Origin of the sequence: Gottfriedia solisilvae, assembly GCF_002128405.1 — a bacterium.
GTDB lineage: Bacteria > Bacillota > Bacilli > Bacillales > Bacillaceae_G > Gottfriedia > Gottfriedia solisilvae.
The window spans coordinates 840,040-863,753 of record NZ_NETJ01000001.1 but is presented as its reverse complement, the minus strand read 5'-3'; the positions used below and the strand labels follow the sequence as shown (position 1 = coordinate 863,753).

Annotated in this window: 27 protein-coding genes; all 27 read left to right on the top strand. The window is 32.7% G+C overall.

The genetic code is table 11. The features are described from left to right. Nucleotides 1-10 precede the first annotated feature (10 nt). The 27 genes from hslU to CAB05_RS04080 all read left to right on the top strand — a co-directional run bounded on the left by hslU (nucleotide 11) and on the right by CAB05_RS04080 (nucleotide 23,710). Nucleotides 11-1,405 carry an ATP-dependent protease ATPase subunit HslU gene (gene hslU / locus CAB05_RS04210; RefSeq protein ID WP_087998551.1) on the top strand — a complete coding sequence of 465 codons (1,395 nt, stop codon included), beginning with the start codon at nucleotides 11-13 and terminating at the stop codon, nucleotides 1,403-1,405. A gap of 34 nt (nucleotides 1,406-1,439) precedes the next feature. Continuing rightward, nucleotides 1,440-2,219, top strand: a complete 780-nt coding sequence (codY, locus tag CAB05_RS04205; RefSeq protein WP_087998550.1) for a GTP-sensing pleiotropic transcriptional regulator CodY — start codon at nucleotides 1,440-1,442, stop codon at nucleotides 2,217-2,219. Between the two features lie 471 nt (nucleotides 2,220-2,690). Then, complete coding sequence (flgB, locus tag CAB05_RS04200; protein WP_087998549.1) at nucleotides 2,691-3,086, top strand: flagellar basal body rod protein FlgB; 396 nt, start codon at nucleotides 2,691-2,693, stop codon at nucleotides 3,084-3,086. A gap of 3 nt (nucleotides 3,087-3,089) precedes the next feature. After that, nucleotides 3,090-3,548 (top strand): flagellar basal body rod protein FlgC, encoded by a 459-nt coding sequence (flgC, locus tag CAB05_RS04195; protein WP_174567271.1) that lies wholly within the window; start codon nucleotides 3,090-3,092, stop codon nucleotides 3,546-3,548. A gap of 15 nt (nucleotides 3,549-3,563) precedes the next feature. Further along, nucleotides 3,564-3,866 (top strand): flagellar hook-basal body complex protein FliE, encoded by a 303-nt coding sequence (fliE, locus tag CAB05_RS04190; RefSeq protein WP_087998548.1) that lies wholly within the window; start codon nucleotides 3,564-3,566, stop codon nucleotides 3,864-3,866. A gap of 77 nt (nucleotides 3,867-3,943) precedes the next feature. After that, on the top strand, nucleotides 3,944-5,536 hold the full coding sequence (gene fliF / locus CAB05_RS04185; RefSeq protein WP_087998547.1) for a flagellar basal-body MS-ring/collar protein FliF: 1,593 nt from the start codon (nucleotides 3,944-3,946) through the stop codon (nucleotides 5,534-5,536). 10 nt (nucleotides 5,537-5,546) lie between these two features. Further along, nucleotides 5,547-6,566, top strand: a complete 1,020-nt coding sequence (gene fliG, locus CAB05_RS04180) for a flagellar motor switch protein FliG (protein WP_087998546.1) — start codon at nucleotides 5,547-5,549, stop codon at nucleotides 6,564-6,566. Next, entirely contained in the window at nucleotides 6,559-7,338 is a 780-nt protein-coding gene (gene fliH / locus CAB05_RS04175) for a flagellar assembly protein FliH (RefSeq protein WP_158093170.1), read from the top strand. The genes fliG and fliH overlap by 8 nt, the downstream gene beginning before the upstream one ends. Next, entirely contained in the window at nucleotides 7,325-8,644 is a 1,320-nt protein-coding gene (fliI, locus tag CAB05_RS04170; RefSeq protein WP_087998544.1) for a flagellar protein export ATPase FliI, read from the top strand. The genes fliH and fliI overlap by 14 nt, the downstream gene beginning before the upstream one ends. Continuing rightward, nucleotides 8,644-9,087 (top strand): flagellar export protein FliJ, encoded by a 444-nt coding sequence (gene fliJ / locus CAB05_RS04165; protein WP_087998543.1) that lies wholly within the window; start codon nucleotides 8,644-8,646, stop codon nucleotides 9,085-9,087. Before fliI ends, fliJ begins: the two co-directional genes overlap by 1 nt. A gap of 3 nt (nucleotides 9,088-9,090) precedes the next feature. Continuing rightward, nucleotides 9,091-9,705: a MotE family protein gene (locus tag CAB05_RS04160; protein ID WP_142283047.1), complete on the top strand. Its 615-nt coding sequence runs from the start codon at nucleotides 9,091-9,093 to the stop codon at nucleotides 9,703-9,705. 29 nt (nucleotides 9,706-9,734) lie between these two features. Further along, the gene (locus CAB05_RS04155) at nucleotides 9,735-11,042 is read left to right on the top strand and encodes a flagellar hook-length control protein FliK (protein ID WP_087998541.1); all 1,308 of its coding nucleotides are present in this window, start codon (nucleotides 9,735-9,737) and stop codon (nucleotides 11,040-11,042) included. Nucleotides 11,043-11,045: 3 nt separating this feature from the next. Continuing rightward, on the top strand, nucleotides 11,046-11,504 hold the full coding sequence (gene flgD / locus CAB05_RS04150) for a flagellar hook assembly protein FlgD (RefSeq protein ID WP_087998540.1): 459 nt from the start codon (nucleotides 11,046-11,048) through the stop codon (nucleotides 11,502-11,504). Nucleotides 11,505-11,553: 49 nt separating this feature from the next. Then, the gene (locus CAB05_RS04145; protein WP_087998539.1) at nucleotides 11,554-12,792 is read left to right on the top strand and encodes a flagellar hook protein FlgE; all 1,239 of its coding nucleotides are present in this window, start codon (nucleotides 11,554-11,556) and stop codon (nucleotides 12,790-12,792) included. Nucleotides 12,793-12,837: 45 nt separating this feature from the next. Further along, nucleotides 12,838-13,047, top strand: a complete 210-nt coding sequence (locus tag CAB05_RS04140; RefSeq protein ID WP_087998538.1) for a flagellar FlbD family protein — start codon at nucleotides 12,838-12,840, stop codon at nucleotides 13,045-13,047. A 4-nt stretch (nucleotides 13,048-13,051) separates the two neighbouring features. Next, nucleotides 13,052-13,480, top strand: a complete 429-nt coding sequence (gene fliL, locus CAB05_RS04135; protein WP_087998537.1) for a flagellar basal body-associated protein FliL — start codon at nucleotides 13,052-13,054, stop codon at nucleotides 13,478-13,480. Between the two features lie 31 nt (nucleotides 13,481-13,511). Further along, entirely contained in the window at nucleotides 13,512-14,507 is a 996-nt protein-coding gene (gene fliM / locus CAB05_RS04130; protein WP_087998536.1) for a flagellar motor switch protein FliM, read from the top strand. Beyond that, the gene (gene fliY / locus CAB05_RS04125) at nucleotides 14,497-15,729 is read left to right on the top strand and encodes a flagellar motor switch phosphatase FliY (RefSeq protein ID WP_087998535.1); all 1,233 of its coding nucleotides are present in this window, start codon (nucleotides 14,497-14,499) and stop codon (nucleotides 15,727-15,729) included. The genes fliM and fliY overlap by 11 nt, the downstream gene beginning before the upstream one ends. Nucleotides 15,730-15,756: 27 nt before the next feature. Next, nucleotides 15,757-16,119: a chemotaxis protein CheY gene (gene cheY, locus CAB05_RS04120; RefSeq protein ID WP_087998534.1), complete on the top strand. Its 363-nt coding sequence runs from the start codon at nucleotides 15,757-15,759 to the stop codon at nucleotides 16,117-16,119. Between the two features lie 36 nt (nucleotides 16,120-16,155). Continuing rightward, on the top strand, nucleotides 16,156-16,821 hold the full coding sequence (locus tag CAB05_RS04115; protein ID WP_087998533.1) for a flagellar biosynthetic protein FliO: 666 nt from the start codon (nucleotides 16,156-16,158) through the stop codon (nucleotides 16,819-16,821). After that, a complete protein-coding gene (fliP, locus tag CAB05_RS04110) occupies nucleotides 16,814-17,479 on the top strand; it encodes a flagellar type III secretion system pore protein FliP (protein WP_087998532.1) in 666 nt (221 codons plus the stop codon). Before CAB05_RS04115 ends, fliP begins: the two co-directional genes overlap by 8 nt. 14 nt (nucleotides 17,480-17,493) lie before the next feature. Beyond that, nucleotides 17,494-17,763, top strand: a complete 270-nt coding sequence (gene fliQ, locus CAB05_RS04105) for a flagellar biosynthesis protein FliQ (RefSeq protein ID WP_087998531.1) — start codon at nucleotides 17,494-17,496, stop codon at nucleotides 17,761-17,763. A 5-nt stretch (nucleotides 17,764-17,768) separates the two neighbouring features. Next, the gene (gene fliR, locus CAB05_RS04100) at nucleotides 17,769-18,545 is read left to right on the top strand and encodes a flagellar biosynthetic protein FliR (RefSeq protein WP_087998530.1); all 777 of its coding nucleotides are present in this window, start codon (nucleotides 17,769-17,771) and stop codon (nucleotides 18,543-18,545) included. A gap of 1 nt (nucleotide 18,546) precedes the next feature. Further along, a complete protein-coding gene (gene flhB / locus CAB05_RS04095; protein WP_087998529.1) occupies nucleotides 18,547-19,629 on the top strand; it encodes a flagellar biosynthesis protein FlhB in 1,083 nt (360 codons plus the stop codon). 12 nt (nucleotides 19,630-19,641) lie between these two features. Then, complete coding sequence (flhA, locus tag CAB05_RS04090; RefSeq protein WP_087998528.1) at nucleotides 19,642-21,678, top strand: flagellar biosynthesis protein FlhA; 2,037 nt, start codon at nucleotides 19,642-19,644, stop codon at nucleotides 21,676-21,678. Further along, nucleotides 21,675-22,859 (top strand): flagellar biosynthesis GTPase FlhF, encoded by a 1,185-nt coding sequence (flhF, locus tag CAB05_RS04085; protein WP_087998527.1) that lies wholly within the window; start codon nucleotides 21,675-21,677, stop codon nucleotides 22,857-22,859. Before flhA ends, flhF begins: the two co-directional genes overlap by 4 nt. Beyond that, on the top strand, nucleotides 22,856-23,710 hold the full coding sequence (locus CAB05_RS04080) for a MinD/ParA family protein (protein ID WP_087998526.1): 855 nt from the start codon (nucleotides 22,856-22,858) through the stop codon (nucleotides 23,708-23,710). Before flhF ends, CAB05_RS04080 begins: the two co-directional genes overlap by 4 nt. Nucleotides 23,711-23,714 lie beyond the last annotated feature (4 nt).

Here is a 23,714-nt window from a genome sequence, read left to right as displayed (position 1 = left end):
AGAGTGTTTAATGAGTACTTCTTTCACGCCGCGTCAAATTGTTGAAAAACTTGATCAATACATTGTTGGCCAACATCAAGCGAAAAAGGCAGTAGCAATTGCACTCAGAAATCGTTATCGTAGAAGTCTACTAGAAGATTCTTTCCGTGAAGAAATTTCACCTAAAAATATTTTAATGATTGGACCAACAGGAGTAGGTAAAACAGAAATTGCTAGAAGAATGGCAAAACTTGTTGGTGCGCCTTTTATTAAAGTAGAAGCGACGAAGTTTACAGAAGTTGGTTATGTTGGAAGAGATGTCGAATCTATGGTTCGAGATTTAGTTCAAACTGCCATTCGTATTGTAAAAGAAGATCGAATGAATAAGGTGAAAGAACAAGCTGAAAAAAACGCAAATCAAAGGTTAGTTAAAATTCTTGTCCCAAGTATAAAAAAACAATCATCGTTTAAAAATCCACTTGAGATGCTTTTTAATCAGGATTCGCAAAACTCAGATTCAGAGCAAGATGAGAATGATACAGAAATAACATCAAAGAGAAGAAATATAGAATTTCAACTATTATCTGGAAAACTAGAAGATGAGCTTGTATCCATTGAAGTAGAACAACAACAAGCACCAATGTTAGATTTTATGCAAGGAACCGGAATGGAACAAATGGGAATGAACTTTCAAGAATCATTAGGTGGTTTATTTCCAAAGAAAACGAAAAAAAGAAAGCTTCCCGTAAAAGAGGCTCGTAAAATTCTTACGAATGAGGAAGCTCAGAAATTAATAGATATGGATGAAGTTACTCAAGAAGCGGTTTTTAAAGCGGAGCAATTAGGCATTATTTTTATAGATGAAATTGATAAAATTGCAAGTAAACAAAATAGTAGTACGCAAGATGTATCAAGAGAAGGCGTTCAAAGAGACATATTACCAATTGTAGAAGGAAGCACTGTCGTTACAAAATATGGCCCAGTCAAGACAGACCATATCTTGTTTATTGCAGCTGGTGCTTTCCATATTTCAAAGCCTTCAGATTTAATACCAGAATTACAAGGACGATTTCCAATTCGAGTTGAACTAGGAAAACTATCAGTTGAAGACTTTGTACGTATATTAGTTGAGCCAGATTTTTCAATTATTAAACAATATAAAGCTTTATTGTCTACAGAAGGTATACAAATCGAATTTTCTGACGATGCTATACGTAGAATCGCAGAAATAGCGTTTGAAGTAAATCAATCTACTGATAATATAGGTGCTAGAAGACTTCATACAATTATGGAAAAGCTTCTAGAAGACTTATCATTTGAGGCGTCAGAAATCCAAATGGGTACTATTCTTATTACTCCGCAATACGTAAATGAAAAACTCGCAAATATAGCAAGAGATAAAGATATTAGTCAATTTATCTTATAGGAAACGTACAATTAAATAGGAGGCATTTAGAAAGATGCAATTATTAGACAAAACGAGAAAAATAAATAAGTTATTACAACAATCAGCAGGTAAGCCAGTAAACTTTAAAGAAATGGCTGATACTTTAGAAGAAGTAATTGAATCAAATGTATTTGTATTAAGCCGTAAAGGGAAGTTATTAGGATACGGTCTACACCAAAAGATTGAAAATGAGCGTATGCAAAAAATGTTTAGTGATCGTCAATTCCCTGAAGAATACACTCAAAGTCTTTTTAATATTAACGAAACATCTTCAAACCTTGATATTGACAGTGAATACACTGCTTTCCCAGTTGAAAATAAAGAATTATTTGCTGGAGGATTAACAACGATCGTTCCTATTATCGGTGGTGGTGAGCGTTTAGGTACACTAGTACTTGCACGTATTAACCATGAATTTGAAAATGATGATCTAATTCTAGCAGAGTATGGTGCAACAGTAGTTGGTATGGAGATTCTTCGTGAAAAAGCTGAAGAAATCGAAGAAGAAGCAAGAAGTAAAGCAGTTGTACAAATGGCGATTTCATCACTATCTTACAGTGAGTTAGAAGCTATTGAACATATTTTCGAAGAGTTAAACGGTTATGAAGGTCTATTAGTAGCAAGTAAAATTGCTGACCGTGTAGGTATTACTAGATCAGTGATCGTTAATGCTTTACGTAAATTAGAGAGTGCTGGTGTTATTGAATCACGTTCACTTGGTATGAAAGGTACTTATATTAAAGTACTTAATGATAAATTCTTAGTAGAATTAGAAAAATTAAAATCAAACTAATAAATGATATAAAAGAAACCTTATCCATCTGGATAAGGTTTTTTTTTGTAAACTTTTTGTCAAATTTATAAAGTTATGTTTAATTTATCCATAAATTTGTATAAAATTGAAGAATTTCCAGTGATATTTTTAGACAAAATATTTAAATTATTGCGAAACGTATACCAAATTAGGTTGTTTCTTGGTAATATATAGTATGATTATTAAAGTAATGTTTCAAATATGAAATAATTTGTCATATTTTATAGAAAATATTTCATACGAATTAACAATATGACTTCAATTCGTTCAATATTTTAGTCCAATATACCTATTTGTAATATGTGAAAATATACAGTTTCCATGCAAGACATACATAGTTATAATTTATTACGTAGTAGATTGGAACATATTGTCGAAATATTAATATATTAGATATAAAATGTTGATTTTTGTAAGATTAAGACGTTTTTGATAGATAGAGGAGGACATATGAAATTATTTTCTAGTACAATCACTGCATTAGAAAGAGGTCTTGATTATTCAGTACAAAAGCAAAAGGCGATTTCTCAAAATATAGCAAATGCAGATACGCCAAATTACAAAGCAAAAGATGTATCTTTTAAGACTGTTCTTGAAAATGAAATGAATGCGAACTTTAGGGCAATTAAAACGAATAGTAAACACTTTGATTTTAAATATGGACAAGCATCAGGTAATTCAATTGTTGAAAAAAGTGATACTTCTTATTTACATAATGGAAACAATGTAGATTTAGATACTGAAATGGCGCAATTAGCGGAAAATCAGATTTATAACCAAGCTTTAGTTGATCGAATTAACGGACAGTTCAACACATTGAAGAGTGTCATTAGAGGGGGTAAATAGGTTTTGAGTATTTTTAATAGTATTAATATTTCAGCTTCTGCTCTTACAATGCAAAGATTACGAATGGATGTAGTTTCATCCAATATGGCAAATTCAGAAACTACCAGATCAAAAATGGTAGATGGCGTTTGGCAACCGTATAGAAGAAAAATGGTTGAAATCTCATCTAGTAACGGTAGTGGTAGTTTTGCAAGTATTTTTAATGACACAGTACAATCAAATAATAGTGCTGGGAGCGGTGTTAAAGTAACTAAAATATCAGAGGATCAGTCACCTTTTAAATTAGTATATAATCCTGAACACCCTGATGCTGATGAGAATGGATACGTACAAATGCCAAATGTAGATCCGTTAAAGGAAATGGTAGATTTAATGAGTGCAACAAGATCATATGAAGCGAATGTTACTGTTTTAAATGCATCGAAAGGGCTTTTAACAAAGGCTTTAGAAATTGGAAAATAAAGGTAGGGACATTAGATGACACAAATTAATCAGATTCATTCGTTTAATATACAGCCTCTAAAACCAACAAATGCTGTTAGTACATCAGGTGAAATACAATCTAAATTTGCAGGTTTTTTAAAAGATTCTATTAATGAAGTAAACGAGGCAGGTCTTGCTTCAAGTGACTTAACAAATAAATTAGTAAGAGGCGAAAACGTTGATTTGCACAATGTCATGATCGCATCTGAGAAATCAAGTATTATGTTACAAACTACGATGGAAATTCGAAATAAAGTTATTGATGCATATCAAGAAATGATGAGAATGCAAATGTAATGAGAAAACCAATTTAAGAAATTTAAAAATATATATATAATGTTTTTCATATTTTGAATAACATCTGGGGGATTGTAATGAACGAAAAGGTGAAAGGATGGGTCGCTCGAATAAAGAATTTTTGGACGAATCGAACGTTAAAACAAAAATCATTCTTAATTGGGCTCCCAGTCCTAATAGTAGTTATATTAGCAGCAAGTACTTATTTTTTTACAAAAGAAAATTTAGTTCCTTTATATAGTAATCTTTCCCCTTCTGAAACAGGGCAAATAAAAGAGACGCTAGATGCAAAGGGTATCACATCTGAAATTAAGGATAATGGTCAAACAATTTTTGTGCCAGATACAGTAGTTGATGAGCTGAAGGTAGACCTTGCATCAAAAGGTATTCCAGATTCAGGTACAATCGATTATGAGTTTTTTGGAAGTAATTCCAATTTCAGCATGACTGAAAATGAGTTTAATGTTGTAAAGCTAGAAGCTATGCAAAATGAACTTGCTAATTTAATGAAAGAAATAGATGGAATTAATAACGCGAAAGTAATGATTAATCTTCCAGAAAAGAGTGTGTGGGTCACAGATGAGGCTGGAGAGGCGTCCGCTTCAATCGTATTAGAAACAGAACCTGGTTATAAGTTTAATCAAGAACAAAAAACTGCACTTTATCATTTAGTTTCAAAAAGTGTTCCTAACTTACCTATTTCTAATATCGTCATTACAAACCAATTTTTTGATAGTTTTGACATAAAAGATGAAGATGAAAATTCAGAACTTGGTACTGATATTGCATCACAAGAAAATATTAAAAATAATGTTGAAAAAGATATTCAGCTTCAAGTACAACAATTGCTTGGTAAAATGATGGGTCCTGATAAAGTTGCTGTTGGTGTAACTGCTGATATCGATTTTAGCCAAAAGAAAAGTAACCAAGAATTAGTAGAACCTGTTGATAAAGAAAATATCCAAGGAATTGCCGTAAGCTCAGAAAAAATAAAAGAAGCTTATGCAGGCTCGAAGCCAACTGATGGTGGAGTGGCCGGAACTGGTGATGAAGATATTGCTAGCTATCAAGGTTCAAATAGTTCAAGTAATGGAGATTATACAAAAGAAGAAGAAAGAATTAACTATGATGTAAACCGAATTAAAAATGAAATCGTTGATGCACCATATCGAATTAGAGATTTAAGTATTCAACTTGCTGTTGAACCACCTAATCCAAAAGATGTGAACTCACTACCACAGCAAACAATTGATGAAATCAAACAAATGCTTGGAACAATTGTAAAAACATCAATCGATAAAGGATACAACAAAGATGGAGTTGAGTTAACGCAAGATCAAGTAGCAGAAAAAGTTGCAGTCTCAGTTTCACAATTTAAAGGAAATAATGCGGCCTTAACTACTACGAATACAACAATTCCATTATGGATGTATATCGCAGGCGGCGCATTATTGTTGGTTATTATCATTCTAGTATTCTTATTACTTCGTAAACGACGTCAAGAAGAAATTACTGTAGAGGATTTAGCATCTACAATTATTGATGTACCAGACATAAATGAAGAAACTGAAACAGATGGAACTGTAAGAAGAAAGCAATTAGAAAAGATGGCGAAAGAAAAGCCAGAAGAGTTTGCAAAATTATTAAGAAGCTGGATTTCAGAGGACTAGGAGGAGAACAATGGCAAAAAAGGATAAATCAACAGAGTTAAGTGGAAAACAAAAGGCTGCTATTCTTCTTATTTCTCTTGGTCCGGATGTATCTGCACAAGTTTACAAGCATTTATCTGAGGAAGAAATTGAAAGATTAACACTTGAAATTTCAGGTGTTCGTAAGGTAGAAGCGAAAGAAAAAGAAGGTATCATAGAAGAATTTCACCAAATCGCATTAGCGCAAGAATATATCACACAAGGTGGAATAGGCTATGCAAAAACAATTTTGGAAAAAGCATTAGGTGGAGATCAAGCTCAAACAATCATTAATAGATTGACATCTTCATTACATGTTAAACCATTTGATTTTGCTAGAAAAGCAGATCCATCACAAATATTAAATTTTATTCAAAATGAGCATCCTCAAACAATCGCATTAATCTTATCTTATCTTGATTCAATTCAGGCTGGTCAAATCCTTTCTGAATTACCACAAGATATGCAGGCTGATATTGCGAAAAGAATTGCACTTATGGATAGTACGTCACCAGAAATCATCAATGAAGTAGAACAGCTTTTAGAAAGAAAACTATCAACTAGTGTGACACAAGATTATACACAAACTGGTGGTATAGAAACAGTAGTTGATGTGTTAAATGGTGTTGACCGAAGCACAGAACGAACAATTCTAGAAGCACTTGAAATACAGGATCCTGAATTGGCAGAAGAAATTAAAAAGAGAATGTTTGTATTTGAAGATATTGTTACACTTGATAATCGTTCAATTCAACGTGTTATTCGAGATGTTGATAATGAAGACCTTATGCTTGCACTTAAAGTTGCGAGTGAAGAAGTTAAAAACGTTATCTTCAAGAATATGTCAAATCGAATGGCAGAAACATTTATGGAAGAAATGGAGTATCTTGGACCGGTTCGTTTACGTGATGTAGAGGAAGCTCAGACTCGTATCGTATCAACTATTCGTCGATTAGAAGAATCAGGCATTATCGTAGTTGCTAGAGGCGGAGGAGAGGATATCATTGTCTAATTTAATTAAAAGACAGCAATTGCAAAATGAATCTACTCCTGTAAAAACAATCGGAATCCAACGAGTATTTCAGCATGCGGAGGATCTGTTAGAGTATGAAAATGATAACGAGCAACTTCTAAATATTAGAGAAGAGCTTGAAGAATATCAAAATAAATTGGAACTTGTTAAACAAGAAATTGAGATGCAAAAAAGAGATGCTCAATTAGAAATTGACCAAATGAAGCAGCTTTGGTTCGAAGAAAAAAACAACTTGATTCAAGTCGCAAAAGAAGAAGGAATTGCACTTGGTAAAGAAGAAGGCCGACAAATTGCACTTTATGAATATGAAAGTTTATTAAATGAAGCAAAAGAAGTAGTTGAAGCTTCTAAAGTTGATTATATAAACAGAATCGAAGAAAGTGAAGATGCGATTTTAAAGCTTGGATTAGCTGTTTCAGAACATATCTTATTACATGAAATTGATCAAAATCAGGAGCATCTAATACCAATTGTTAAAAAGGTATTACATGAAATCAGAGAAGAGAAGGATATTCGATTAACAATTCATCCTTCACAATATGATTTATTAGTTACGCAACGCGTTGAATTAGAAAAAATATTACTAAATGAATCAAAGTTATTTATTTATCCAGATGAAACATTATCAATGGGTAGCTGTGTAATAGATTCTTCGTTTGGAAGAATTGATGCAAGTGTAGATGTTCAATTAAGTGAAATATCTAGGAAACTTTTAGAACTAAGTCAGGAGGAAGTAGATGCAACTAACTAGAGTGATCCAGCAGCTTCCTTCAATTGACTCATATAGAAGGTACGGTAAGGTACTTCGAGTAATAGGATTGATGATTGAATCAAAAGGTCCGAAAGCTTCAATTGGCGATTTATGTTACATCTTTCTTGATAAAAATCAAAAGAAGAAAGTATTTGCAGAAGTAGTAGGATTTAATGATGAAAACGTCTTACTTATGCCATTTACAAATGTACATGATATTTCACCAGGTTGCATTGTTGAAACAACAGGAAAATCACTTCAAGTGAAAGTTGGTAATTCATTAATAGGACAAGTTGTTAATGCATTAGGAGAACCACTAGATGGTTCAAGCTTACCAAAAGGATTAAGACCTGTACCTACTGAAAATGAACCTCCAAATCCAATGAAGAGGCCTCCAATTTCGGAGCAAGTTGAAGTTGGTGTGAAAATAATCGATAGCATGCTAAGTGTTGGAAACGGTCAAAGAATCGGTATTTTCGCAGGTAGTGGTGTTGGTAAAAGTACATTAATGGGGATGATTGCTAGAAACGCGACGGCAGATCTAAATGTAATTGCATTAATTGGAGAACGTGGTAGAGAGGTTCGAGAATTTATTGAAAGAGATCTAGGTCCTGAAGGTTTGGCAAAATCAATCGTAGTTGTAGCTACTTCTGATCAACCAGCTTTAATGAGGCTAAAAGGAGCTTTTACTGCAACTGCAATCGCTGAATATTTTCGAGATCGTGGCTTAAATGTCATGTTTATGATGGATAGCGTTACGCGTGTTGCAATGGCTCAACGAGAAATCGGTTTAGCTACAGGAGAACCGCCAACAACAAAGGGATATACACCTTCTGTTTTTGCGATTTTACCTAAATTACTTGAAAGAACCGGTACAAGCGAGCATGGCACAATTAGTGCATTCTACACGGTACTAGTTGATGGAGATGATTTAAATGAACCAATTTCAGATACAGTCCGCGGTATATTAGACGGTCATATTGTATTAGATCGTGAATTAGCAAATAAAGGTCAATTTCCAGCAATCAATGTTCTTAAAAGTGTAAGTAGGGTAATGCCAGCAGTCGTTCCGAATGAAAATATGAAGCTAGCTGATAGAGTTCGAACAATATTAGCAACTTATTTAAATTCAGAGGATTTAATCAATATCGGTGCCTATAAGCGAGGAACAAGCTTAGAAATCGATGAAGCAATATATTATTATCCAAAACTTGTAGATTTTTTTAAACAATCTGTTCATGAAAATTTTTCAGCTGAAGAAACCGTAGAACTGTTAAATTCAATTGTTAGTAAGGGTGATCAATAATGGCAATACCATTTCGATTTGAAAAAATATTAACAATTAAACAAAAAGAAAAAGAACATGTTCAAATGAGCTATGAAGTTGCTGTTAAATCGTTTGAGAAAGAAGCCACTAAATTATATGAGTTACTAAGAAAAAAAGAAATGTTTGATGAACACACAGAACAAGAATTAAATTCAGGGCTTTCAATCATTGGAATAAAGCAACAACAACTTTTTAGAGACGCAATAGAAAGAGACATATCAAAAGCTCAAATTGATGTAATGCAAACTAGAAATATAATGCTTACAAAACAAGAAGAATTACTCGATCAAAATGTAGAAGTGAAGAAATTTGAAAAGATGAAGGAAAAAGCATTTAAACTTCAATATGCAAATTTACTTAATTTAGAGTCTAAACTCATGGATGACCTATCTCTTCAACAATTTGTAAATCGAAACTTATAGGTGATGAATATGCAGATTGAGACGAATGAAAAAGAATACAGCGCTTTTCAATATTTTATTTTTGTCTTTTTGATTCCAATACTTTTTACTGTCACAATTGCAGTGATTATATTAAATGTTGCTGGCGTAGATGTACCGAAAGAGGCAAGGAAGATCGCTTCACATATTCCTATTATTGAATCATATGTAAAAAGTGAGTCTCCCTTATCAGAAGATGAGAAAATCAAAAATAAGCTTGCAAAGCTTACAGAAACGAATAAAAGAGCTGAAGAAGAGTTAAAAACATTGAAAAGTCAGTCGAAAGAAAAAGATCAACATATTAACAGTTTACGAATTGAAGCTGAAAAGTTAAGACAACAGATCAAGGATTTAGAAGAAAGAAATACAGCAACCATCGATTCAGAGGAAGAGAAAAAGGCATTATCCAAAAAACTATTTACAAGTTATGAGGAAATGTCTGAAAAACAAGCCGCTCAAATTTTACAGTCGGTAACAGATGATGAAGCATTTTATATTCTTTCAAACCTTAAAAACGAAGCTGTAACCGAAATTTTAGCAAACATGGATGTAAAAAAAGCTGCTAAATTTACGTCCATGATGACAGCTAGTTCCAGATAAAAAACAGAAAGTGGGGGGAGGTGAACAGTATGAATGGGATTGAAAAAAATCAATTATTCAATATGGTGCAGCCATTGAAATCAAAATCTTCATATTTTCAGAAGAATAATAAATCTTTTGATAAAGTTATGAAGGATTCACAATCTCTTCAGACGGTTCAACCGAATGAAAATAATCGTAAACTAGTAAAACATATCGAAGAAAATTCTGATATAAAAAAACTAGAAAAGCTTATTGAAGATACACTTGAAAAAATAGAAGATAGTAGTGACTCTGATAAAGAAAATTTGAATGGTATGGTTGATTTATTAACACTATTACAGTCAATGATTCAAAAACAACTTGAGTCATCTATACAAGATCCATCAAATAGTAATAATACTAATGATACGACTTTTAATTTATCAGACGGGATTTTGTTAACAGACTCAAAAGGTTTTATGAATGCCATTCTATCTACTACGGACATTAAAAAATCAACAGAAATAAACGATTTAAAAGGTATTTCAACAATTTTATCTAGTATTCTTTCAAAGTTAATGGAAACGATTCAATCAGAAGCTAAACTAGGTGATCATCTTCAAAACTCAAACATTGAAATTTCTCAAAGTGAATTAAAGAAATTGATAGCGGGATTAGGAGCATTTTTAGAAGATAATGGTTTGGGAACTGATCAAATCAAGATTTTTTCTGATAGAATCGTGAAAATGGTATCGAATTCACAATTAATAGATTCAAAAGCTAATTTAGAAAAACAAGCAATTTCTAATACAGCAGAAGTTGAAGTAGATTCTGTCTCAGTGACAAAAATAAATACTTCCGAGACGGACAATCAAAATTTCTCATCTTCAAATCAATCATTATTTGGTGAAAATGTTAAACAGTTTGCTTTATTCATAGGAAAAACAACAAATAAAGCTGAGGCCAATCAATTTGTAAGAGATTTTCAAAATATCATTCAGAAAAGTAATTTTACAAATGAAATGGGTCAACAAAAAATATTTATAAAACTGTTCCCAGAACAACTTGGTCGTATTTCGATTGAATTAGTCAAAAACGAACATGGTATGACTGCAACAATTATTGCATCAACTGCGAAAGCGAAAGAATTATTACAGTCAAACATGGATGGTTTAAAGCAAGCGCTTCATATGAACAATTTGCAAGTAGAAAAGATAGACCTTTATCAATCATTGCAAACTGATAATTCATCTTACTTGAATCGTGAACGCGATCAAAAGCAACAAAATCAACAACAAAAACAATCAAACCAACCTGAGAAAGAAGAAGAAGTTGGTTCTTCATTCTTAGACGAGTTCTTGAAAGTGAGTCTGTAGCCCATGAGCACAATTTTAGATGCATTAAATGCTATTAATTCAACGGATTCGAAAACAAGCAAAAAGTCTGGCAGTGAACTAGGAAAAGATGATTTTCTTAAATTATTAATGGCGCAGATGAAAAACCAGGATCCATTAAATCCAATGCAAGATAAAGACTACATTGCTCAACTAGCAACTTTTTCTTCACTAGAACAAATGACGAACATGAATACATCCTTGAATAACTTTTTATCAAATATGTCAACAAACTTACTTCAGTTCAGTGAATTAATCGGTAAGAAAGTATCCTATATTGTAATTTCGGAGGATGGAAAAACAACGACAGTAGAAGAAGGTATCGTTAAATCCGTAGAACGAAATAAAGATGGTTTCTTAGTCCAATTAACAAATGGCAAATCAACTTATACAGAATATATTTCGAAAATTAGTGAAAATACTGTAAGTGAACCAACGAAATAAATGAAACATTTCATAGTATGAAAGTTACTTAGTTTAGGGGGAAAAATTAATGCTTCGTTCAATGTACTCAGGAATTGGTGGAATGAGAAACTTCCAAACAAAATTAGATGTAATTGGTAATAACATCGCGAACGTAAATACTTATGGATTTAAAAAAGGACGAGTAACATTTAAGGATATTGCGAGTCAAACAATGTCTGGTGCAAGTAGCGCACAAAATAATCGCGGTGGTACAAATGCGAAACAAATCGGGCTAGGTGCTGCTGTAGCATCTATTGATACGATTATGACAAATTCAAGTCTTCAAACGACTGGTAGATTACTAGACTTAGGTGTAGATGGTGACGGTTTCTTCGTAGTGAAGAATGGGAACCAACAATATTATTCACGTGCTGGTAACTTTGATATAGATAGTGTTGGGAATCTAGTAAATTCAGATGGTTTGAAAGTACAGGGATATGCAATGAACCCAACGACAGGATTACCTAATACAAGTAAATTAGTTGATTTATCAATTGATAAAAATGCAACGATTTTACCACAAGCTACTACATTTGCAAAATATGCTGGTAATCTTGATAGTAATGCCGCAAACGGAACATCGTATTCAATGGATATGACTGTTAGAAATTCACTAGGTAATGAAATTCCAATTACAGTAGTATTTACGAAACAAAATGCTACTGATTGGAATGTAGATTTAAATACCACTGCAGCAGGATATGCAGTTACTGACGCAGCACCTTTATTTACTGTAAGATTTGATGCGACAGGTAAAGCGGTTCCAGTTGGAAATGCAGGTAACTATACAATTACATCTCCTGCACCTGCAAGTCCTATTACATTAAATAATGCAGCACTTGATTTTTCTGGATTAACTCAAACTGCAGCAGCATCTTCTGTATCAGTAAAAGAAAAAGATGGATCAGCTGGTGGGTCATTAACAAGTTTTACATTTGGTCAGTCAGGTGAAATTACGGGTGTTTTCTCTAATGGACAAGTAAAAACGCTTGGTCAAATTGCTTTGGCAACATTCTCGAATCCAGGTGGATTACTTAAAGCAGGTGGAAATACATTCCAAGAAAGTAATAACTCTGGTATTCCAAATGTTTCAACTCCAGGTAATTCTCGTGGGGTAGTACAAGCAGGTACATTAGAAATGTCAAACGTTGATTTATCTGAAGAATTCACTGATATGATTGTTGCACAACGTGGATTCCAAGCGAACTCCAGAATTATTACGACTTCAGACCAAATCTTAGAAGAGCTTGTAAACTTAAAACGTTAAGGTAGGTGAAAGAGGATTATGCTAAAACCTAATCCTCTACTATAAATGATTAGCTTAACAAAATTAAACGGAAATAAATTTACATTAAATGCAATTTATATCGAGGAAATACAATCCTTCCCTGATACGACAATTACTTTAACGAATGGTCATAAATTCTTTGTAAAAGAACCAGAAGCTGAAGTAATCAAATTAGTAACTGCATTTTACCAAACAATTAATTTATTAGGTACTGATAAAAAAATGGAGGCGTAGTCCATTGTTTAAAAATAAGTTAGTAAATATTATGATCGTGCTTCTGTTAGCGATTACGCTTATTGGAACAGTTACTGTCATTATTATTAATAAAGTAAATGTAAAACCTGCTAGTGGAGAACCAACAATTGATGAAATTATTAAAACTTCAGTTGATGTTCCAGAAATCACAACGAACTTAAAAAATGGTGATTATATAAAAATCTCTTATAAAATTCAAACTTCAAGTGATGATGCAAAAGCTGAACTTGAAAAAAGAGATTTTCAAGTGAAAAACTTAATTATTCAACAACTGGCACAAATGCAAAGTGACCAATTGAAGGAAAAAGATAGTATTTCAAAGTTAGAAAATACGTTAAAAGAAAAATTAAACGGTATAATGCAGGATGGAAAAGTTGAAAAAGTATACACCACCTCATTCATCCTACAATAGTCGATCTTACATGTAAGAGGAGGTGAATTGCTTGTCAGGAGAGGTTTTATCACAAAATGAAATAGATGCGCTTCTTTCAGCTATTTCAACAGGTGAAATGGACGCCGAAGAACTGAAAAAGGAAGAAAGTGAACGAAAAGTTAAAGTGTATGATTTTAAACGTGCACTTCGATTTTCGAAAGATCATATCCGTAGTTTAACAAGAATTCACGAAAATTTTGCCAGGTTGTTAACAACTTATTTCTCAGCCCAATTAAGGACTTATGTACAAATAAGTGTTGCATCAACTGATCAAATTCCATACGAGGAATTTATTCGCTCGATTCCTAAAATGACGATTTTAAATGTATTTGAAGTACCTCCTTTAGATGGAAGAATTATTTTTGAAATCAATCCTCATATTGCGTATGCAATGCTTGACCGAGTTCTAGGTGGTCAGGGCAATAGTATTAATAAAGTTGAGAACTTAACTGAAATCGAAACAAAAATCATGACTCAATTATTTGAAAGAGCTGTAGAAAATCTGCGTGATGCTTGGAGTACGATTGCAGATATTGACACAGTATTAACAGATTTTGAAGTAAATCCTCAGTTTTTACAAACTGTTTCACCAAATGAAACAGTAGTTGTAATCTCATTTAATACTGTAATTGGTGATACGACCGGGATGATTAATATTTGTATTCCTCATGTAGTGCTTGAACCAATGATTCCAAAGTTATCAGTAAGATATTGGATGCAACCAAATACAAAGCCTAAAAATGTTGAGGAATCAGAGTTTATTAACAAACGAATTAATAAAACGAAATTGGAAATTACGGCAGAACTAGGCAAAACAACAATTTCCATTAATGACTTATTGAATATGGATATAGGTGATGTAATCGTATTAGATAAAGATACGAATGAAGCCTTAAATATAAAAATAGGTGAAAGTTATAAATTTACTGCCCAACCTGGTGTCGTAGGTAAAAAAGTTGCAGTTCAAATATTAGATGAGTTGAAAGGGGGAGGAAATGATGAGTGATAAAATCCTATCTCAAGAAGAAATTGAACTACTATTAAATGGTGGTTCTTTAGGAGAAGAGCCAACCGAAACAAATAATCAAGATAATGTACCCCCTTTAGAGGATTTACTGTCCTCAATTGAAATGGATACATTGGGTGAAATAGGAAATATTTCATTCGGTAGTTCTGCTACGGCTCTATCAACATTATTAAACCAAAAAGTAGAAATTACGACTCCTAGTTTATCTGTATTACATCGTCAGCATTTAGAAAAAGAGTTTCAGTCTCCGTACGTTGCAGTTCAAGTAGGTTACACAATTGGGTTTGTTGGAGCAAACTTATTTGTAATTGATACGAGAGATGCTGCAATTATAGCTAACCTAATGCTTGGTGGAGATGGATTCGTAGAAGAAGTTGAATTAGATGATATTCATTTAAGTGCAGTACAAGAAGCTATGAATCAAATGATGGGATCAGCAGCAACATCAATGAGTACGATTTTTAAGAAAAAGGTAGATATCTCACCACCAACAATTGGATTAATCGATTTCCAAGTTGGAGAAGGAACAAATAGAGTTCCTCAAGATGAGTACTTAATTAAAGTTTCATTTAGATTAAAGGTAGGAGAATTAATTGATTCAACGATCATGCAGCTTTTACCATATGATTTCGGAAAAGAGCTAGTTGATGAACTGTTTAAACTGAATTCACCTGCTGAAACTCCTGCGGAAGTGCCAACACAGCAGCAAGCTCAACAGCAACAACAAGTACCACAACAGCAACAACAAGTGCAACAAACGTCGCATGCATATCAAGAGCCAATAAACAATGGAATGGCTCAACAAGTGTCATATAATACACCAATAAGTTCAAATTCTCTTGGAAATCAAATGATTGGAGCATCACACCCTGTAAGTAACCAATCTGTTCAACCAGCTGCTTTTTCACAATTACAACCAGTGTCAATTACTGAAAATGAAGCTAGAAATTTAAATATGTTATTCGATATTCCATTGAATGTAACTGTTGAATTAGGAAGAACAAAGCGTTCAGTTAAAGAAATTCTAGAATTAACGACTGGTTCAATTTTAGAGTTGGACAAGCTTGCAGGCGAACCTGTTGAAATTCTAATTAATAGTAAGTTAATTGCAAAAGGTGAAGTAGTTGTTATTGATGAGAATTTTGGGGTACGTGTTACCGATATTGTAAGTAAGAGTGATCGATTAAATAATTTAAAATAATTTAAATATATTTTGGAGGAATTTGAAATGGCAAATAATATTCTTATAGTTGATGACGCAGCATTTATGCGAATGATGATTAAAGACATCTTAGTAAAAAATGGTTTTAATGTAGTTGCTGAAGCTGCTGATGGAGCTCAAGCTGTTGAAAAATATAAAGAGCATCAACCGGACCTTGTAACAATGGATATTACAATGCCAGAAATGGATGGAATTGCAGCTTTAAAAGAAATTAAGAAAATTAATCCTAATGCAAAAGTAATTATGTGTTCTGCAATGGGACAACAAGCTATGGTAATTGACGCAATTCAAGCTGGAGCTAGAGACTTTATTGTTAAGCCTTTCCAAGCTGATCGTGTAATTGAAGCTATTTCTAAAACTTTAGCTTAAAATCTAGCAATGAATTTGAAAAGAAGGTGACAACGAATGAAGAAGCTACTTTTTTTAACGTTGTTGTCATTGATGGTGATTGTTGCGCCGTTTAAGTCCACAGTTGGCTTTGCGGCGCAATCTAACCCATCTATACAAGATTGTATAGATAACCCAAAGTTATGTGATGACAATACAAAAAAGCAGACTAGTCAAGACATCTCAGAAGTAAAGTCTACCAAACTAACATTTTTTGACTATGTGAAAATGATTATTTCTTTTGGAATTGTCATTGGACTATTATATTTAGTACTTTACTGGATTAAACGAAATGGAAATTCTTTCTTAAAAAATAATGTAATCAATTCTCTTGGTGGAACATCGGTTGGATCTAATAAATCCGTTCAAATTTTAAAAATTGGAAACTCATTATATGTAGTTGGTGTAGGTGAGGATATTACTTTACTAAAAGAAATCAGTGATGAAGAAGAAATACAATCGATTGAAGAATTAAGAGAGCAAAAAACGCAAGCTGAGGTAAAGGTAACAAAATGGTTTGAAAATGTAATCAAACAAGATTATCGAAAAATTGATTCAACAAAGATAGATTCAACAAAAGAATCATTTAAAAATCTATTTAATCAACAAATGCAGTCTTTAAAAGGTAAGAAAAATTCAATCCTTACTAGAATTGATGAGAAAGGGATCGACAACAATGAATGATGTAGTTCAATACTTTAATTCTAGTAATCCAGAAACGGTTACAACATCTGTGAAACTATTATTATTATTAACGGTATTATCTATAGCACCGGGAATAATCATTCTTACTACATGTTTTACAAGAATCATCATTGTTCTATCATTTGTTAGAACATCAATTGGTACTCAAGGTGTACCACCAAACCAAGTTTTACTAGGATTAGCAATGTTTTTAACATTTTTTATTATGGCTCCAACATTTCAAGAAGTAAATAAACAAGCTTTAACACCACTTTTTGATAATAAAATAACGTTGGAACAAGCATATGATCGCGCTTCAGTTCCGGTTAAAGAATACATGAGTAAGCATACGCGACAAAAGGATCTAGAGTTATTTATGGGTTATACAGGTATGGAAAAGCCTAAAAGTATTAAAGACATTCCGTTAACTACATTAGTACCAGCATATGCAATTAGTGAATTAAAATCTGCTTTTCAAATGGGGTTTATGATCTTTATTCCATTTTTAGTGATAGATATGGTTGTAGCAAGTGTATTAATGTCGATGGGGATGATGATGTTACCACCTATTATGATTTCACTACCGTTCAAAATCTTATTATTTATTATGGTAGATGGATGGTATTTAATTGTTAAATCATTGCTCGAAAGCTTCTAGAGGTGAACTGAAAAATGAGTCAAGAATTCGTTATAACAATTGCTCAAAAGGCAATCTATACATTATTTATTGTGAGTGGTCCATTACTAATTATTGCTTTAGTAATTGGTTTGATTGTCAGTATTTTTCAAGCAACAACCCAAATTCAAGAGCAAACACTAGCATTTATACCAAAAATAGTTGCTATATTAGTCGCACTGATTTTCTTTGGACCTTGGATGTTAACTAAATTAGTAGAATTTACATTTCAAATTTTTAGTAATTTGAATAACTTCGTAGGTTAATAAAAATGGAGACTTTATATCAAAGCATACCAGCATTTCTATTAATTTTTGTTAGGATCTCAAGTTTTTTTGTCTCAGTTCCGATTTTTTCGAATAGATCGATACCGACAAGTCATAAAGTGGGATTTTCTTTCTTTACAAGCTATATTGCATTTTTTCTTGTCGAGCAACAACCACTACTAAACATTGATAATTATCTTTTTTTATTGATGAAAGAAGCAGTAATCGGTTTAGCACTCGGATTGATTGCATTTATTGTTATGTCAGCGATACAAATCGCTGGAGGATTAATCGATTTTCAAGTCGGATTTTCAATGGCTAGTGTATTTGATCCTCAAACGGGTATGCAAAATCCAATTACAGCTCAATTTTTAAATGCAATTACGATCCTATTTTTATTATCGGTAAATGCACACCATCTTTTACTACAAGGGATCATAAATAGCTTCAAAATTATTCCTGTAAATTCGACAGGATTACCCATTGGTCATGAGGAATTTGTGCTTGAAGTTGTAAAAATTTTTATCGCAATGTTTGTGATTGCATTTCAAATGGCGCTACCAATTGTCGCATCATTATTTTTAGTAGATATTGCATTAGGTATTTTAACGAGAATTGTTCCACAATTGAATATTTTTGTTGTTGGCCTTCCACTTAAAGTGATTATTGCTTTTATCTTATTAATCATCGGTTTACCAACAATGATGATATTAGTTCAGCATTTATTTGAATTAGTTGTACAATCAACAAATTCCCTCATCCAGCTAATTGGAGGAATTTAAAATGGCGCAAATTAAACTAAATTTACAACTTTTTTCTGGGGAAAAAACTGAGAAAGCAACCCCCAAAAAGAGGGAAGAAACGAAGAAAAAAGGGCAGGTAGCTAAAAGCGTAGAGATTAATACAGCTGTGATTTTACTTTCCATGTTTCTCTTTTTACTATTTGGTCGACAGTTTCTTTTTGACCAATTTGAGCATGTGATGAAGGACTATCTGGAACATAATTTATTAAAAGATATTTCTAATCAGAATGCTAGTTCAGTGCTATCTAAAATTTACATGCAAATTTTAATTTTAATTGGTCCTTTTTTAGGAGTTGCTTTTATTGCTGCTATCGTAGCTAATATATCGCAAGTTGGTTTTATGTTTTCGACAGAAGCAATTAATGTAAAGTTTAGTAACTTAAATCCAATACAAGGTTTTAAAAAGATTTATTCTTTAAGAGCAATCGTAGAATTGGTCAAATCATTATTGAAAATAACGATTGTAGGTGCTGCAACATTTTATATCATCTGGCAAAGTAAACAGGAGTTATTAAATTTACCCTTTATTAGTATTAGGGAAGTTGCAGAAACGATTTATAATTTAGTCGTCAAAAGTGGAATATTTGCTTCAGCTTCCTTGTTTATTTTGGGTGTACTTGATTTGTTTTATCAGCGTTTTGATTTCGAGAAAAATATTAGAATGTCAAAGCAAGATATCAAAGATGAGTATAAAAAATCAGAAGGGGATCCACTGATTAAATCTAAAATTAAACAAAAGCAAAGGGAAATCGCGATGCGTCGAATGATGCAGGAAATTCCAAATGCAGATGTAATCATTACAAATCCTACTCATTATGCAGTTGCGCTTAAATATGATGAGGAAAAAAGAGATGCTCCATTTGTCATAGCAAAAGGAGTAGATTTCCTAGCATTAAAAATTAGAGAAATCGCAAAAGCACATGATATTGTAATGATTGAAAATCGTCCCCTTGCTCGAGCGCTATATGCACAAACGGACATTGGAGATGAAGTACCAGAAGAGTTTTTTAAAGCAATTGCCGAAATATTGGCATATGTTTATAAGTTGAAAAGAAAGATTTAAGGGGAGAAACTAATGTCAGCAAAGAACTTAACAGTGCTTATCAGTGTAATATTTATCGTTGTCATGTTAGTTATTCCTTTACCAACATGGTTAATTAGTTTTCTAATCATGCTAAATATGTCAATAGCACTTATTGTTTTATTACTTTCAATGAATGTAAAAGAATCACTTGAATTTTCTGTGTTTCCATCACTGTTATTAATCTTAACTTTGTTTAGAATTGGTTTGAACGTATCTACAACAAGGGCAATCCTGACAACGGGACATGGTGGTAATGTTGTAGAAACGTTCGGGAATTTCGTTACAAGCGGAAATGCGATTGTCGGTTTTGTAGTGTTCTTAATCTTAATTATTATTCAGTTTATCGTTATCACGAAAGGTTCTGAACGTGTATCTGAGGTAGCAGCAAGATTTACACTTGATGCGATGCCAGGTAAACAGATGAGTATAGATGCTGATTTAAATGCAGGCATGATTACTGAAGTACAAGCAAGAGAGAGAAGAACAAAGGTTTCTAGAGAAGCAGACTTTTATGGATCGATGGATGGAGCAAGTAAGTTTGTAAAAGGTGATGCAATTGCAACTATTATTATTGTTATCATAAATATTGCCGTAGGGATGATTATAGGTGTCGTTCAATTGGACTTAAGCTTTGCTGAAGCAGCAAAACAATTCACGACATTAACTGTTGGTGATGGGATTGTAAGTCAGATTCCTGCGCTATTAATTTCAACTGCAACAGGTATTATGGTTACACGTTCTGGTTCAGAAGACAATCTAGCAACGGACTTAACGGGACAATTATTAGCTTATCCAACATTATTATATATTTCAGCAGGTTCAATTACCTTATTAGGTTTAGTAACACCGTTAAATGATATCGTTACACTTCCAATTGGTGCACTACTAGCGTTTGGTGCTTATCAATTATCTAGAAAACCAGTTGTCGATGAAACTGTAATAGAAGAACAGCAAGAAGAAATTGTCACGAATGATCTAAAAGCACCTGAAAGTGTTGTTAAATTACTACAGGTTGATCCAATAGAGTTTGAATTCGGTTATGGATTAATTCCATTAGCTGATACGAATCAAGGTGGAGACCTCTTAGATCGAATTGTAATGATTAGAAGACAATTAGCAATCGAACTAGGATTAGTCATCCCAGTTGTTCGAATAAGGGATAATATCCAACTTCAACCAAACGAATACGTCTTAAAGATCAAAGGAAATGAAGTTGCACATGGTGAGTTATTACTAGACCATTATCTAGCACTAAATCCTGGATATGACGAACCTTCAATTATAGGTATTGATACATTTGAACCTTCGTTTGGATTACCAGCAAAATGGATTTCAGAAGAAATGAGAGAAAGAGCGGAAATGTTTAACTATACAGTTGTAGATCCGCCTTCAGTTGTATCAACTCATATTACAGAAATCATTAAGAGTTACGCGCATGAATTATTAGGTAGACAAGAAACGAAGAATTTAATAGATCATTTAAAAGAAAACTATTCTATCTTAGTAGATGAAGTAACACCAAATCCACTATCAATTGGAGATATTCAAAAAGTTTTAGGCAAACTATTAAAAGAAAAAGTTTCTATTAGAAATCTACCAGTAATTTTTGAGGCTTTGGCTGATTATGGTAGATACACGACTGATCCAGAAGTGTTAACAGAATATGTGAGACAAGCACTAGCTAGACAAATTACAAGTCAATTCAGTCAATCTAATGAATCTCTAAAAGTAATTACTTTATCTGGTAAGGTTGAAAAAATTATAGCTGATTCTATTACTCAATCAGAGCATGGCTCATATTTATCAATTGATCCAGATACTTCAGGGGAATTCATCAAGGCCGTAAATAAAGAAGTTGAAGAAATGTCAATTGCACAGCAACAGCCAATTTTATTATGTTCTCCTGCAATAAGAATGTATGTAAAACAGTTGGTGGAAAGATATATGCCGACACTTCCAGTCCTTTCATATAATGAATTGGATGCAGATCTAGAAGTTCAAAGCGTAGGAGTTGTGAGAGTAGGATGAGAGTAAAAAAAATTATTGCACCCACTATGGCTGAAGCAATGAAAAAGGTAACCGAAGAACTTGGACAAAATGCTGTCATTCTAAATTCAAGAGTCATTCAAGAAGGTGGCGTATTTGGTTTCTTTGCTAAAAAGAAAATAGAATTAATAGCTGCTTTAGATCAAAATCAAGCAGCTCCAAAAACGACAACTCAAAAAGAGCAACCAAAAACAGTTACATTTCAAAGTCAAATAGATGATCTTGTTCCATTAATAAAAGAAGAAGAAAACGTTATACCAAAAAAGGAAAAACAAAAAGAAGATTTGGAGCATGATAATCTTCTGAAAGAAATGAAACAACTGAAATCAATGATTACAAAAATGAGCAATGATCAGTCTGGGGATGAGGCGCTCCATCCATTAGTAGAGGACCTAAAAACCAAATTAATGGATCAAGATATTCTAGAAGAACTGACTGAAGAATTCATTTCAGAAATCAAGCCTAGAATGGCACTTTTATCAAATCAAGTTTCAAAAGAGCAAATTAATGAATGGTTAAAGTCATCAATCATGACGAAAATTAACGATTTAGAATTTGGTCATAAACATGATGATATTAGATATGTGAATGTAGTAGGACCTACTGGAGTCGGTAAAACAACAACACTTGCTAAAATCGCAGCTGAAGCAGTATTAAAATATCGAAAAAAAGTTGCATTTATTACGACTGACACATATAGAATTGCTGCCATAGATCAATTAAAAACATATGCAACAATCCTTGGTGTGCCAATTGAGGTTTGTTATAACTTAGAAGATTTTAAGCATGCAAAAGACAAATTTGAAGGATATGATCTAGTATTAATCGATACTTCAGGACGAAATTTCCGTGATGAGAAATACGTTACTGAATTGAAGAAAATTATTGATTTTAATGAATTGGAAACGTATTTAGTACTTGCATTAACATCAAAGTACAAAGATATGAAAAAGATTTATGAGCAATTTCACTCGGTTCCTATTAATAAAGTGATTTTTTCTAAAGTTGACGAAACAGAATCATACGGCTCGATGTTAAACTTTATGGTCGAAAAACAAGTTGGGGTGGCTTACTTAACAAATGGTCAAAATGTTCCAGACGATATCATGGAAGGAAGCCCTAATAAAGTTTATTCGATCCTAGCAAAGGAAGTTCAGCTATGAGTGACCAAGCGGCAAATTTAAGGGAAAAGTTACAATTTGCAAAACAACCAAAAAGTAAAGTGATTGGTATTGTTAGTGGAAAAGGCGGGGTTGGAAAATCAAATTTTAGCTTGAATTTTGCCATTTCCTTATGTCAAAAAAATAAAAAGGTATTATTACTGGATTTTGATGTAGGGATGGGTAATATTGATGTCCTATTAGGAACCGTGACTAATTTATCAATTATTGACATTTTTGATAAAAATTTGACGATTCGTGATATTATGAATATAGGGCCAATTGGGTTGAAATATATATCTGGAGGCTCGGGTTTATCAAGCATTTTTTCATTAAGTGAAACTAAACTTTCACATTTATTTAATGAGTTAGATGATGCAATGGAAGAGTTTGATTATATCATTTTTGATATGGGTGCAGGAGTAAGTGAACAAACAATAAAATTACTTTCTGCAATGCATGAAATCATTGTAATAACTACCCCTGAGCCTACTGCAATAATGGATGCATATGCAATGATTAAACATCTAGTACTTAATCAAGTAAGCGCTAAACTATCTATGGTGATAAATAGAATAAATTCTCAGAAAGAAGGAGAATCTGTTCATTTAAGATTAGGTCATGCAATCAAACATTTTATGAATGTCGAAGTAAATCTATTAGGGATGATTTGTGATGATCCAAGTGTAAGAAAAGCGGTTATTTCACAAAAACCATTTATTTTACATACACCATCTAGTCAGCCATCAAAAAATATAGAATTTATTAGCAAAAAATACGTAAACGAGGATTTTAATGAACAACCGTCACATTCCTTTATACATCGTATGAAATCTCTATTTTTAAAAAGGTAGTGGT

Excerpts from the sequence above, each read along its gene's own strand:
- CAB05_RS04140 (WP_087998538.1), top strand. The coding sequence starts at position 12,838 with ATGATTAGCTTAACAAAATTAAACGGAAATAAATTTACATTAAATGCA.
- CAB05_RS04145 (WP_087998539.1), top strand. The coding sequence starts at position 11,554 with ATGCTTCGTTCAATGTACTCAGGAATTGGTGGAATGAGAAACTTCCAA.
- fliE (WP_087998548.1), top strand. The coding sequence starts at position 3,564 with ATGACACAAATTAATCAGATTCATTCGTTTAATATACAGCCTCTAAAA.
- fliF (WP_087998547.1), top strand. The coding sequence starts at position 3,944 with ATGAACGAAAAGGTGAAAGGATGGGTCGCTCGAATAAAGAATTTTTGG.
- fliG (WP_087998546.1), top strand. The coding sequence starts at position 5,547 with ATGGCAAAAAAGGATAAATCAACAGAGTTAAGTGGAAAACAAAAGGCT.
- CAB05_RS04160 (WP_142283047.1), top strand. The coding sequence starts at position 9,091 with ATGAATATGCAGATTGAGACGAATGAAAAAGAATACAGCGCTTTTCAA.
- codY (WP_087998550.1), top strand. The coding sequence starts at position 1,440 with ATGCAATTATTAGACAAAACGAGAAAAATAAATAAGTTATTACAACAA.
- fliR (WP_087998530.1), top strand. The coding sequence starts at position 17,769 with ATGGAGACTTTATATCAAAGCATACCAGCATTTCTATTAATTTTTGTT.
- cheY (WP_087998534.1), top strand. The coding sequence starts at position 15,757 with ATGGCAAATAATATTCTTATAGTTGATGACGCAGCATTTATGCGAATG.
- hslU (WP_087998551.1), top strand. The coding sequence starts at position 11 with ATGAGTACTTCTTTCACGCCGCGTCAAATTGTTGAAAAACTTGATCAA.
- fliQ (WP_087998531.1), top strand. The coding sequence starts at position 17,494 with ATGAGTCAAGAATTCGTTATAACAATTGCTCAAAAGGCAATCTATACA.
- CAB05_RS04155 (WP_087998541.1), top strand. The coding sequence starts at position 9,735 with ATGAATGGGATTGAAAAAAATCAATTATTCAATATGGTGCAGCCATTG.
- CAB05_RS04080 (WP_087998526.1), top strand. The coding sequence starts at position 22,856 with ATGAGTGACCAAGCGGCAAATTTAAGGGAAAAGTTACAATTTGCAAAA.
- fliJ (WP_087998543.1), top strand. The coding sequence starts at position 8,644 with ATGGCAATACCATTTCGATTTGAAAAAATATTAACAATTAAACAAAAA.
- fliY (WP_087998535.1), top strand. The coding sequence starts at position 14,497 with ATGATGAGTGATAAAATCCTATCTCAAGAAGAAATTGAACTACTATTA.
- flhA (WP_087998528.1), top strand. The coding sequence starts at position 19,642 with ATGTCAGCAAAGAACTTAACAGTGCTTATCAGTGTAATATTTATCGTT.
- fliP (WP_087998532.1), top strand. The coding sequence starts at position 16,814 with ATGAATGATGTAGTTCAATACTTTAATTCTAGTAATCCAGAAACGGTT.
- flhB (WP_087998529.1), top strand. The coding sequence starts at position 18,547 with ATGGCGCAAATTAAACTAAATTTACAACTTTTTTCTGGGGAAAAAACT.
- flgB (WP_087998549.1), top strand. The coding sequence starts at position 2,691 with ATGAAATTATTTTCTAGTACAATCACTGCATTAGAAAGAGGTCTTGAT.
- flhF (WP_087998527.1), top strand. The coding sequence starts at position 21,675 with ATGAGAGTAAAAAAAATTATTGCACCCACTATGGCTGAAGCAATGAAA.
- CAB05_RS04115 (WP_087998533.1), top strand. The coding sequence starts at position 16,156 with ATGAAGAAGCTACTTTTTTTAACGTTGTTGTCATTGATGGTGATTGTT.
- flgD (WP_087998540.1), top strand. The coding sequence starts at position 11,046 with ATGAGCACAATTTTAGATGCATTAAATGCTATTAATTCAACGGATTCG.
- fliI (WP_087998544.1), top strand. The coding sequence starts at position 7,325 with ATGCAACTAACTAGAGTGATCCAGCAGCTTCCTTCAATTGACTCATAT.